This is a genomic window from Microbacterium sp. EG9 (genome assembly GCF_059759475.1).
The window spans coordinates 1,070,069-1,081,731 of the sequence record NZ_CM186217.1; the positions used below are offsets into that span (position 1 = coordinate 1,070,069).

Sequence of the window (11,663 nt, forward strand, 5' to 3'; positions counted from 1 at the left end):
TCAGCGGCCGCCCGCGAAGGCGGCCGGATCGTCCTCGGCCAGGGCGAGGGCGATCTTGCGGACGTGGGCCTGCTCCACGTCGGTGAGCTCGCCCAGCCCGTACCATCCGACCTCGGTGAGCTCCCCGTCGGCGGGATGAGGCTCGCCCGCGACCCAGTCGCAGCGGAACACGAGGTCGAGGTAGTCGACCTGGTCGCCGTTGGCGTACGTGATGCGGGGCAGCTGCTGCACGAGCGCGAGCCGCGTCGCGCGCACCGTGACACCTGCCTCTTCGCGGCACTCCCGGACGGCGGCGTCCGCGGGCTCCTCACCGGGGTCGACGATGCCCGAGACGCTCTGCCAGGCGCCGTTGTCGGCGCGTCTTCCGAGCAGCACCTTCTCGTCCTTGAAGACGACGGCCGTCACTCCCACCAGCGGCAGCGGGGCGCCGCCGATCTTCTCGCGGAGGGACAGGACGAACTCGGGGGTGGCCATACGCTCAGCCTAGGTCTCTCACCCTCAGGTTGAGGGTGAGGTGAGCTGACGCGCAGCCCCGAGCGTCCCGCCGGCGATGTCGGCGGTGTTCGTAGACTCGATGGGTGGCCACCGACTCCTTCGTTCATCTGCACGTGCACAGCGAATACTCGATGCTCGACGGGGCGGCGAAGATCGGCGCCATGACTCAGGCGGCGGCCGAGTACGGGATGCCGGCGATCGCGGTGACCGACCACGGCAACACCTTCGCCGCGTTCGAGTTCTACAACGCCGCCAAGGCGGCGGGGGTCAAGCCCATCATCGGCCTGGAGGCCTACGTCACGCCCGGCACGCACCGCAGCGACAAGTCGCGCGTCGCGTGGGGCTCGCCCGACCAGAAGAGCGATGACGTGTCGGGTTCGGGCGCCTACACGCACATGACGATGTGGAGCCAGAGCACGGAGGGCATGCACAACCTCTTCCGGCTCAGCTCGCTCTCGAGCATGGAGGGCTACTACTTCAAGCCGCGGATGGACCGCGAGCTGCTCCAGACCTACGGCAAGGGGCTCATCGCCACGACGGGGTGCCCCTCCGGCGAGGTGCAGACCCGGCTGCGACTCGGGCAGTACGACGCCGCGCGCGCGGCGGCGGCGGAGTTCCAGAACATCTTCGGCAAGGAGAACTACTTCGCCGAGATCATGGACCACGGCCTCTCGATCGAGCGCCGCGTGATGACCGACCTCATCCGGCTGGCGAAGGACCTCGACATCCCGCTCGTCGCGACGAACGACTCGCACTACACGCACCAGCACGAGGCCGACGCGCACGAGGCCCTGCTCTGCGTCCAGTCCGGCTCGACGCTCGACGACCCGAACCGGTTCAAGTTCGACGGCGACGGCTACTACATCAAGACCGCCGCCGAGATGCGACAGCTGTTCCGCGATCACCCCGAGGCGTGCGACAACACGCTCCTGATCGCCGAGCGCTGCGAGGTCGAGTTCAACACCTCCGCCAACTACATGCCGCGCTTCCCGGTCCCCGCCGGGGAGACCGAGGACAGCTGGCTCATCAAGGAGGTCGAGGCGGGGCTGCACTACCGCTATCCCGGCGGCATCCCCGACAAGGTGCGAAAGCAGGCCGAGTACGAGACCGGCATCATCCTGCAGATGGGCTTCCCGGGCTACTTCCTCGTCGTCGCCGACTTCATCAACTGGGCCAAGGACAACGGCATCCGCGTGGGTCCGGGGCGCGGCTCGGGCGCCGGGTCGATGGTCGCGTACGCCATGCGCATCACCGACCTCGACCCGCTCGAGCACGGCCTCATCTTCGAGCGCTTCCTCAACCCCGACCGCGTCTCCATGCCCGACTTCGACGTCGACTTCGATGACCGTCGCCGCGGCGAGGTGATCGACTACGTGACCGCGAAGTACGGCTCCGAACGCGTCGCCCAGATCGTCACCTACGGCACCATCAAGTCGAAGCAGGCCCTCAAGGATGCCGGCCGCGTGCTCGGCTTCCCGTTCAGCATGGGGGAGCGGCTGACCAAGGCCATGCCTCCGGCGGTGATGGGCAAGGACATGCCGCTGTCGGGCATGTACGACAGTGCCCACCCGCGCTTCAAGGAGGCGAGCGAGTTCCGCTCGCTCATCGACACCGACCCCGAGGCCAAGACGGTGTTCGATCGCGCGCTGGGTCTGGAGGGTCTGAAACGTCAGTGGGGCGTGCACGCGGCGGGCGTCATCATGTCCAGCGAGCCGCTGCTGGACATCATCCCGATCATGCGCCGCGAGCAGGACGGCCAGATCGTCACCCAGTTCGACTATCCGTCGTGCGAGGCCCTCGGGCTGATCAAGATGGACTTCCTGGGCCTTCGCAACCTGACGATCATCTCCGACGCGCTCGACAACATCCGCCTGAACCGCGGGGAGGAGCTCGACCTCGAGCACCTGACCCTGGACGACCGCGACGCCTACGATCTGCTCACCCGCGGTGACACGCTCGGCGTCTTCCAGCTCGACGGCGGACCGATGCGGGCGCTGCTGCGGCTGATGAAGCCCGACAACTTCGAGGACATCTCGGCCGTCATCGCGCTGTACCGCCCCGGTCCCATGGGCGCGAACTCGCACACCAACTACGCGCTGCGCAAGAACGGCCAGCAGCCCATCACTCCGATCCACCCGGAGCTCGAGGAGCCGCTGCGCGACATCCTCGACACCACCTACGGCCTGATCATCTATCAGGAGCAGGTCATGGCGATCGCGCAGAAGGTGGCGGGGTTCTCGCTCGGGCAGGCCGACATCCTGCGTCGCGCCATGGGCAAGAAGAAGAAGTCCGAGCTCGACAAGCAGTACGAGGGCTTTTCCGGAGGCATGAAGGAGCGCGGGTACGGCGAGGCGGCCGTCCAGGCGCTGTGGGACATCCTCCTGCCGTTCTCCGACTACGCGTTCAACAAGGCGCACTCCGCGGCCTACGGACTGGTCTCGTACTGGACGGCGTATCTCAAGGCCCACTACCCGGCCGAGTACATGGCCGCCCTGCTGACCAGCGTCGGCGACTCCAAGGACAAGATGGCGGTGTACCTCAACGAGTGCCGCCGCATGGGCATCCGGGTGCTCCCGCCCGACGTGAGCGAGTCGATCCGCTACTTCGCGGCCGTCGGCGAGGACATCCGCTTCGGCCTCGGTGCCGTCCGCAACGTCGGCGCCAACGTCGTCGACGGCATCGTCGAGGCGCGCGGTGAGGAGGGCTTCTCGAGCTTCCACCACTTCCTCGACACGGTGCCGATGCACGTCGCCAACAAGCGCACCGTCGAGTCGCTCATCAAGGCGGGCGCCTTCGACTCGATGGGCGACACGCGTCGCGCGCTGCTCGAGGTGCACGAGGATGCCGTCGAGGCCGCCGTCGACCGCAAACGCAACGAGGCCCAGGGCGCCATCGGGTTCGACTTCGACAGTCTCTACGACGCCGCCGAGGAAGTCGTCCCACCGAAGGTGCCGCCGCGGCCCGAGTGGACGAAGAAGGACAAGCTGGCCTTCGAGCGCGAGATGCTCGGCCTGTACGTCTCCGATCACCCGCTGGCAGGTCTGGAGATCCCGCTCGCGAAGCACGCGTCGCTCTCGATCCACGATCTGCTCTCCTCCGACGACATCAACGACGGCGACATCGTGACGGTGGCCGGGCTCGTGACGAGCGTGCAGCACCGCGTCGCGAAGCAGAGCGGCAACCCGTACGGCATGATCACCGTCGAGGACTTCGACGGTGAGGTCACCGTGATGTTCATGGGGAAGACCTACACGGAGTTCCAGTCGATGCTCGTGGCGGACAGCATCCTCGTCGTGCGGGGGCGCGTGTCGCGGCGCGACGACGGCCTCAACCTGCACGGTCAGTCCGCGTTCTCGCCCGACCTCGGTTCCGTGGACGCCACCGGCTCGCTCGTGCTCCTCATGCCGGAACATCGCGCCACCGAGCGGATCGTCACCGAACTGGCCCAGGTGTTCTCGCGGCATCCGGGCGACACCGAGGTGACGCTCAAACTCCACAAGAGCGGCGTGGCGAAGGTGTTCGAGGTGCCCGCCCAGGTGCGCGTGACCGTCGATCTCTACGGTGAGCTGAAGGGCCTTCTCGGACCGCAATGTCTCGGCTGACGCCGCGACGGTCCGAGTAGGATCGCAGTCGAGTTCTGATCCGGAAGGATGCGTCACGTGACCGACGAGAAGCCCACCCCCGACCCCGCCGACGACAGCGCGACGGAGGACGCCACCGTCTCCGTCCCTGCCGCGGCCGGCCCGGACGACGAGCCGACGGCCGCGCACGCGGAGCAGCCGGCCACGGAGCCCGCAGAGCAGCCCGCCGCGCAGTCCGACGAGCAGCCCGCTGCCCGGCCCGCGGCGTCGGACGACGACCCCGACGTGTCTTACGCGACCTTCTCCGAGGCGTTCCAGGCGATCACCGACGGGCCCGACGGCGTCGACGAGGCCGCGTCGCCGCAGTACGGCGTCGGTCCCTTCTCGGTGCGGGAGGTCTCGCTGGGCGCGATCTGGCTGGTAGCGTTCGTCGTCTCGTTCTTCCCGATCTACAGCTACGGCAACCGCGGCTGGGGCCCCTCGGTCTGGACGGGCATCGACTGGGTGCTGACGATCGGCGTGCCCACCGTGGCCGTCTTCCTGATCGGTCTGCGCCGGCTCTCGCCGCAGGGCATCCGTCGCGTCGGCTCGCTCGGCATCGACCAGTTCGCCTCGGTGGCCTTCACCGTCTCGTCCGTCGTCTGGCTCGGCATCCTGTGGAGCTCGTTCGTCTCGCTCGGCGGCGGAAGCGTCTTCCTGGCCACCTGGGTCGTCTGGGTGGAGTTCATCCTCATGCTCGCCGGGGTCGTACTCACCGTGTTCGCGCCGTTGCTGCCCACGGTCGGGGAGGACTTCCGTTACCGGACCGAGGTTCCGGCCCACCGCTACGCGCGCCCGGCGCGTCCCGTCGTCGCGCGGCCCGCGGCCGCCCGTCCCGCCTTCGCCGCCGCACCGACCGCCGCCGCGGCGACCGGCGCCGACGCGGCGGCGGGCACCGCCACCGGTGTCGTCGAGCCCGTCACCGAGACGACCGTCCTCGACGAGACCGTCGTCGCCCCCGCCGCGTCGCAGGCGTTCTGGGCTCTCGCCCCCGTCGAGCGCGACGTCGTCGATGAGAACGGCGCCCCGCTGTTCCGCATCGGACCGACGGCGTGGGCGCTCGTCATCGAGGATCGCGGTGACACGTACGTCGTGCGCCACGAAGACGGACGCATCGGCTACCTCACCGACGTCTCCGGCGTCACACGCGGGTAGCCTGGACGGATGCTCCGCACCATCGATCTGCGCGGTCGAGACCTGACCACCGCGCAGCTGCTCTCGGCCGTGCCGCGTGCACAGGCCGCCCGCGCCGAGGCGCTGCAGGCCGCCTCCGACATCGTCGCGGACGTGCGCGAGCGCGGGGAGGCGTCGCTGCGCGACCAGGCCGCCCGCTTCGACCGCGTCACCGACCACGACATCCGGGTGCCCGCCGCGCACCTCGACGAGGCGCTCGAGCACCTCGACCCGACCGTCCGGCGTGCGCTCGAGGAGGCGATCCGCCGCGTGCGCATCGCCTCCGCCGCGCAGGTGCCGCCCCCCACGACGACGGATCTGGGGCCGGGAGCACGCGTCGAGCAGCGCTGGCAACCGGTGCGGCGCGCCGGCGTGTACGTGCCCGGCGGGAAGGCGGTCTACCCGTCGAGCGTCGTGATGAACGTCGTCCCGGCGCAGGTGGCCGGCGTGGGCGAGGTGGCGCTGGCGTCGCCGCCGCAGGCCGAGTTCGGCGGGCGGGTGCACCCCGACATCCTGGCGGCGGCACGGCTGCTGGGCGTCACGGAGGTGTACGCGATCGGCGGTGCCGGGGCCGTCGGGGCCTACGCGTACGGCGTGGAGAGCATCGGACTCGATCCCGTGGATGTCGTGACGGGCCCGGGCAACAACTTCGTCGCCGCCGCGAAGCGCGCCGTCGGCGGCCTGGTCGGCACCGACTCCGAGGCCGGCGCGACGGAGATCCTCATCGTCGCGGACGAGTCGGCGGATGCCGCGCTCGTCGCCGTCGACCTGATCAGCCAGGCCGAGCACGACGAGCAGGCGTCCGCGGTGCTCGTGACCTGGTCGCCCGAGCTCGCCGAGAGCGTGCGGGCGCAGGTCGCCGAGCGCGTCGAGCGCACGCGCAACGGAGCCCGCGCGCGCGTGGCGCTGAACGGCCCCCAGTCCGCCGTCGTCCTCGTCGACGACCTCGCGGTGGCGACCGCGTTCAGCAACGCCTACGCCCCCGAGCACCTCGAGCTGCACCTGCGCGCCCCGCGGCCCGAGGACTTCGTCAACGCGGGAGCGGTCTTCGTCGGCGAGAACTCGCCGGTGAGCCTCGGCGACTATCTCGCGGGCAGTAACCACGTCCTTCCCACCGGCGGTCAGGCGCGGTACGCCGCCGGGCTGTCGGCATCCACGTTCCTGCGACCGCAGCAGGTGATCGCGTACGACCGTGAGGCCCTGCGCGCCGTGCACGACGGGATCGTGGCCCTCGCGGTCGCCGAGGAGCTGCCGGCGCACGGCGAAGCCGTGACGGCCCGATTCGCCGACGTGCGGGCGGGGGAGTAGCTCGTGCACTGTCCCTTCTGCCGACACGCCGACTCGCGCGTCATCGACTCCCGCACGAGCGACGACGGACTCAGCATCCGCCGACGCCGGCAGTGCCCGCAATGCGGCGGCCGGTTCACGACCATCGAGACCGCGAGTCTCAACGTCATCAAGCGCTCCGGGGTCATCGAGCCGTTCAGTCGCGAGAAGGTCATGTCGGGCGTGCGCAAGGCCTGCCAGGGCCGCCCCGTGACCGAGGCCGACCTCGCGGTGCTCGCTCAGGCCGTCGAGGAGGCGGTTCGCCAGACCGGCGCGTCGCAGATCGACACGAACGAGATCGGGCTCACCATCCTCGGTCCCCTCCGCGATCTCGACGAGGTCGCCTACCTGCGATTCGCCAGCGTCTACCAGGCGTTCGACTCGCTGGAGGACTTCGAAGCGTCGATCGCCCAGCTGCGCGCCGACCACGCGCGCGACGCCGCCGACTAGACACGGCGCCCGCGCGCGGCACGCCGGGACGCGAGCCCTAGGCTGGGAGCCGATGTACCCCTTCATCTTCCGCACCGTGTTCGCCCACATGGATCCCGAGCGTGCCCACCACCTCGTGATCCCCGTCATCCGCGCGTTCGGCGTGTGGCCGTTGCGGCCGATCGTCCGGGCGCTGACGGCGCCCGACCCCGTGCTGCGGACGCCCGCGCTGGGGCGCGTCTTCGATTCGCCGTTCGGTGTCGCGGCCGGCTTCGACAAGAACGCCGTCATGAGCGAGGGGCTCTACGCGCTCGGCTTCGGGCACGTCGAGGTGGGCACCGTCACGACGGTCCCGCAGGCCGGCAACCCGCGCCCGCGACTGTTCCGCCTCATCCCCGACCGCGCGCTGATCAACCGCATGGGCTTCAACAACGCCGGGGCCGCGGCGGCCGCCGCGCGTCTGGAGCGTTCGCGGCGCCGGGCTCGGCGCACCGTCCTCGGCGCCAACATCGGCAAGAGCCGCATCGTCGACGTCGAGCACGCCACCGCCGACTACGTCACCAGCACGAAGCTCGTCGCGGGGGAGGCGGACTACCTCGTGGTCAACGTGTCGTCGCCGAACACGCCGGGCCTGCGCGGCCTGCAGGCCGTCGAGACGCTCCGCCCGCTGCTCGAGGCGGTGCGGGATGCCGCGGGCTCCACGCCGCTGCTGGTGAAGATCGCGCCCGACCTCGAGGACGACGAGGTCGCCGCCGTGGCCCGTCTCGCGGTCGATCTCGGCCTGGCGGGACTGGTCGCCACGAACACGACCATCGCGCGGGACGGGCTGACCGTGGATGCCCGCACCATCGCGGCGATGGGCGCCGGAGGACTGTCCGGGGCCCCGCTGCGCCGCCGCGCCCTCGAGGTGCTGCGGATCGTCCGTGCCGCGGTGCCCGACGATTTCTGCATCATCGCGGCGGGCGGCGTCGAGACCGCGGACGACGTGCAGGAGCGACTGGATGCCGGTGCGAACCTCGTGCAGGGCTACACGGGCTTCATCTATCGCGGGCCGCTCTGGGCGCGTCAGATCAACCGGGGGTTGGCTGCGCGTCGGCGGCGCTGACGCTCGGCCGGCCTTCGGGCGCCCGATCGAAGCGCACCGTCTCCCGCCGGGTACGCGGGCGCAGTCCCGCCTGCTCGAGCGCACGGGTCATGCGGTGCTGCAACGGCGGCAGCTCGGACGCCGCACCGGCATCCTGGCGCACCATCCCGACGAGGAAGGTCTCGCTCCGGCTCGCCGTGTGGATCTCGAGCCGCGCCATGTCGCCGCGTGCGCACCACACGAGCCGTCGGATCATCGCGAACGGGATCACCCAGGGCGGTCCGGCGGCCGTGTGCACCTCGATCGCGCCCGTGCTCCAGCGGACGGTCAGGCGTGAGCGGCGCCGGTTGACGAGGGCGCGCACCGCGGCGTAGAGGGGGAGGGCGATGAGCCCGCCGAACAGGACGACCAGCATCAGCGGCGGCAGGCGCAGCACCCACCGCTCGGCGAGGATCACGATCGTCAGCGCGAGTGCGCCGCCCAGCGCGACAGCCCCCACGATGAGGGCGGTCAGCCGCCGCGGGGAGAGGCGGGATGCCGTGACCGTGAGCTCCGGGCGGCTGTCGGCTCCGCCCCAGGCGGGCGTCGCCATCGCCCGCGCCCGACGGGATGCGCTGCGGTCGATCTGACTCGACACCCGTCCCAGCAGCGTCACGAGCACCCAGCCGGCGGCCGGGGGGACGCCGAGCGCCGCCTGGAAGAGCGGACGACGCCACGGCTCGGGAAGGCCTCGGACCGCGTCGAGCACGGCCATGCTCGTGGGCAGCAGCGCGATCGCGCACACCGCCAGGATCACGTGCAGCGTCCACTGCCGGCGAGGGGGGAGTGCGCTCAGGGAGTTGACGGCGGCGAAGGCGAGCGCCCATCCGCCGACGATGACGCTGAGGTAGGCCGGGAAGCCGTCGGCATCCCGCGCGGCCAGCGTCATGCCGACGATGACGAGCGCGAGCCCGGCCAGCGCCGGAGCGACGACGAACCAGCGACGCCAGCTGCGGTCCGGGCGCACCGCCACGTCAGGCGGGACGGCCGCCGCGCTTGACCTGCGGCTTCGGCAGACGCATGAAGCGCATCTGGATGGTGCGCATCGCCGCGTACCAGCCGAGGCCCTTCTCGATGCGGTCGCCGAACTTCGCGCGCGCGAGCTTCTTCACCCGGATGCTGGTGATCACCATGTCGATGACGACGAAGAGGATGTAGAGCCACAGGGCCGCGAACCCGTAGTACACGATCGCCGTGTTCGGGATGAGACTGAGCAGGATCACGATGAGCATCAGGGGCATCAGCAGCTCGCCCGCGTGCCAGCCGCCGTCCACGACGTCGCGGACGAACCGGCGCTGCGGGCCCTTGTCGCGGGCCGGGAGATAGCGGTCCTCCCCGTTGGCCATGCCGATCCGCGCCTTCTCCCGCTGCGTGGCGAGCTCGGCCTTCGCACGGGCGCGCGCTTCCTTCGTGTCGGCGACGAGAGGGCGCTTGCGGGCCGCCTCCCGCTCGGCGCGCGACGGCGTCGGGCGGTTCTTGCCGGGACCGGTGGGGACGTCTGCGGCGGCGTCGGGGGCGGCGGGGTTCTTGGCCACGATGTGGATCCTCGTTGTCTTCACGGGTGGTGCGCACGCACGTGGATGCGCGAGAGCTGCCCCCTAAGATTACCCGCATGAGTTCGGACCTGTCCCGCCGTCACGCCGTCCGCGACGCCGCCGAAGCGGCCGTCCCCGCCGCCCTCGCCGATCTGGGGCGCCTCGTGCGGATCCCCTCCGTCGCCTTCCCGGGTTTCGATCGTGCGGAGGTGGCGCGCAGCGCGGAGGCCGTCAAGGAGCTCCTCGACGACCTGGGCATCTTCGACCGCGTCGAGGTCAAGACCGCCGTGGTCCCCGAGACGGGCATCGAGGGGATGCCGGCCGTGCTCGCCTCCCGCGCGGCGCGCAACGGCCGCCCCACGATCCTGCTCTACGCCCACCACGACGTGCAGCCCGTGGGCGACGAGACGCTGTGGGAGACGGCGCCGTTCGAGCCGACGGTGCGCGGCGGACGCCTTTACGGGCGCGGCGCCGCCGACGACAAGGCCGGGATCATGGCCCACGTCGGTGCGCTCCGCGCGCTCGTGGAGGTCCTGGGCGATGACGTCGACCTCGGCGTCAACCTGTTCATCGAAGGCGAGGAGGAGGCCGGCTCCGCGTCGTTCGCGGCGTTCCTCCGCGAGAACGCCGACGCGCTGCGCGCCGACGTCATCGTCGTCGCCGATTCCGGCAACTGGGACGCCGTCACACCGGCGCTCACCGTCTCGTTGCGCGGCAACGCCCGCTTCACCCTCACGGTGCGTACCCTCGAGCACGCCTCGCACTCGGGCATGTTCGGCGGAGCCGTGCCCGATGCGATGCTCGCGACGATCACGCTGCTGTCGACCCTCTGGGACGGCGACGGCGCCGTCGCCGTGGCGGGCCTGGCGGAGAGGGATGCCGCGACGCCCGAGTACACGGAGGAGACGCTCCGCGACGAGGCCGGCCTGCCCGACGGCGTGAGCCCGATCGGGCGGGGGACGATCCTCAGCCGGATCTGGAACAAGCCGTCCATCACGGTGACCGGCATCGACGCGCCGAGCGTGAAGAACGCGTCGAACACGCTGGCGCCGGAGGTCTCGGTGGTCATCAGCATGCGCGTCGCCCCCGGCCAGCCCGCACGGGAGGCGTACGCCGCGCTGGAGGCCCATCTGCGCGCGCACGCGCCGTTCGGTGCGGAGCTGACGTTCCGCGACGTCGACTGCGGCGACGCCTTCCTCGTCGACACGAGCGGCTCCGCGGTCACCGCGGCGCGCACCGCCCTGCGCGAGGGCTACGGCGTCGAGCCGGTCGACATCGGCATCGGCGGGTCGATCCCGTTCATCGCCGACCTGGTGCGCGAGTTCCCCGGCGCCGAGATCCTGGTGACCGGCGTCGAGGACCCCCACGCGCGTGCGCACAGCCCCAATGAGTCGCTGCACCTGGACACGTTCCGCCACGCGCTCGTGTCGGAGGCGCTGCTGCTGGAGGAACTGGACGGCCGGACGGCAGCGGAGGGCTGAGCCGGACCGGGCCCCGGTCGGCTCCCGCGGCGTAGAATCGAGCAGACCCGCCGTCTCATCACGGCTTCGATCACCGAGGTTCCGGAGAGTGCCATGACCGACATCGCCACGAACGCCCCCGCCCCCGCCACCGAGGCCGCCCACGGCGTGCTGCTCACGGATGCCGCGGCCGACAAGGTCAAGAGCCTCCTGCAGCAGGAGGGCCGCGACGACCTGCGTCTGCGCGTCGCCGTGCAGCCCGGCGGCTGCTCCGGCCTCATCTACCAGCTCTACTTCGACGAGCGCTTCCTCGACGGCGACCAGGCCGTCGACTTCGACGGTGTCGAGGTCATCGTCGACGACATGTCGGTGCCGTATCTCGACGGCGCGACGATCGACTTCAAGGACACCATCTCGGAGCAGGGTTTCACGATCGACAACCCCAACGCGGCCGGCAGCTGCGCGTGCGGTGACAGCTTCCACTGAGTCCTGACGTCGGCGC

The 11,663-nt window shown here is 70.9% G+C and carries 10 protein-coding genes; 7 read left to right on the plus strand and 3 right to left on the minus strand.

Going from position 1 to position 11,663, the window contains the following annotated elements:
* Positions 1-474, minus strand: coding sequence for an NUDIX hydrolase (locus AC6CQV_RS04955; protein ID WP_498260444.1), 474 nt, complete (start codon positions 472-474; stop codon positions 1-3).
* A gap of 152 nt (positions 475-626) precedes the next feature.
* Here AC6CQV_RS04955 and dnaE point away from each other — a divergent pair, with 152 nt between their 5' ends.
* From dnaE to AC6CQV_RS04980, 5 genes are read left to right on the plus strand one after another with little or no spacing between them, the layout of a single operon-like run.
* Positions 627-4,097 (plus strand): DNA polymerase III subunit alpha, encoded by a 3,471-nt coding sequence (gene dnaE / locus AC6CQV_RS04960; RefSeq protein ID WP_498260684.1) that lies wholly within the window; start codon positions 627-629, stop codon positions 4,095-4,097.
* 57 nt (positions 4,098-4,154) lie between these two features.
* A complete protein-coding gene (locus AC6CQV_RS04965; RefSeq protein WP_498260445.1) occupies positions 4,155-5,270 on the plus strand; it encodes a hypothetical protein in 1,116 nt (371 codons plus the stop codon).
* A 9-nt stretch (positions 5,271-5,279) separates the two neighbouring features.
* Positions 5,280-6,596 (plus strand): histidinol dehydrogenase, encoded by a 1,317-nt coding sequence (gene hisD / locus AC6CQV_RS04970; protein WP_060958738.1) that lies wholly within the window; start codon positions 5,280-5,282, stop codon positions 6,594-6,596.
* Between the two features lie 3 nt (positions 6,597-6,599).
* Complete coding sequence (nrdR, locus tag AC6CQV_RS04975; protein ID WP_101306475.1) at positions 6,600-7,064, plus strand: transcriptional regulator NrdR; 465 nt, start codon at positions 6,600-6,602, stop codon at positions 7,062-7,064.
* A gap of 52 nt (positions 7,065-7,116) precedes the next feature.
* Positions 7,117-8,148 carry a quinone-dependent dihydroorotate dehydrogenase gene (locus AC6CQV_RS04980; RefSeq protein ID WP_498260446.1) on the plus strand — a complete coding sequence of 344 codons (1,032 nt, stop codon included), beginning with the start codon at positions 7,117-7,119 and terminating at the stop codon, positions 8,146-8,148.
* Here AC6CQV_RS04980 and AC6CQV_RS04985 read toward each other — a convergent pair.
* Both AC6CQV_RS04985 and AC6CQV_RS04990 read right to left on the minus strand, forming a co-directional pair.
* Positions 8,114-9,139, minus strand: coding sequence for a hypothetical protein (locus AC6CQV_RS04985; protein WP_498260447.1), 1,026 nt, complete (start codon positions 9,137-9,139; stop codon positions 8,114-8,116). The two genes, AC6CQV_RS04980 and AC6CQV_RS04985, sit on opposite strands and share 35 nt — an antisense overlap.
* 1 nt (position 9,140) lies before the next feature.
* Complete coding sequence (locus AC6CQV_RS04990) at positions 9,141-9,701, minus strand: DUF3043 domain-containing protein (protein WP_060958735.1); 561 nt, start codon at positions 9,699-9,701, stop codon at positions 9,141-9,143.
* A gap of 77 nt (positions 9,702-9,778) precedes the next feature.
* Here AC6CQV_RS04990 and AC6CQV_RS04995 point away from each other — a divergent pair, with 77 nt between their 5' ends.
* Both AC6CQV_RS04995 and erpA read left to right on the plus strand, forming a co-directional pair.
* Positions 9,779-11,182: a dipeptidase gene (locus AC6CQV_RS04995; protein ID WP_191008690.1), complete on the plus strand. Its 1,404-nt coding sequence runs from the start codon at positions 9,779-9,781 to the stop codon at positions 11,180-11,182.
* Between the two features lie 93 nt (positions 11,183-11,275).
* A complete protein-coding gene (gene erpA / locus AC6CQV_RS05000) occupies positions 11,276-11,647 on the plus strand; it encodes an iron-sulfur cluster insertion protein ErpA (protein ID WP_498260448.1) in 372 nt (123 codons plus the stop codon).
* Positions 11,648-11,663 lie beyond the last annotated feature (16 nt).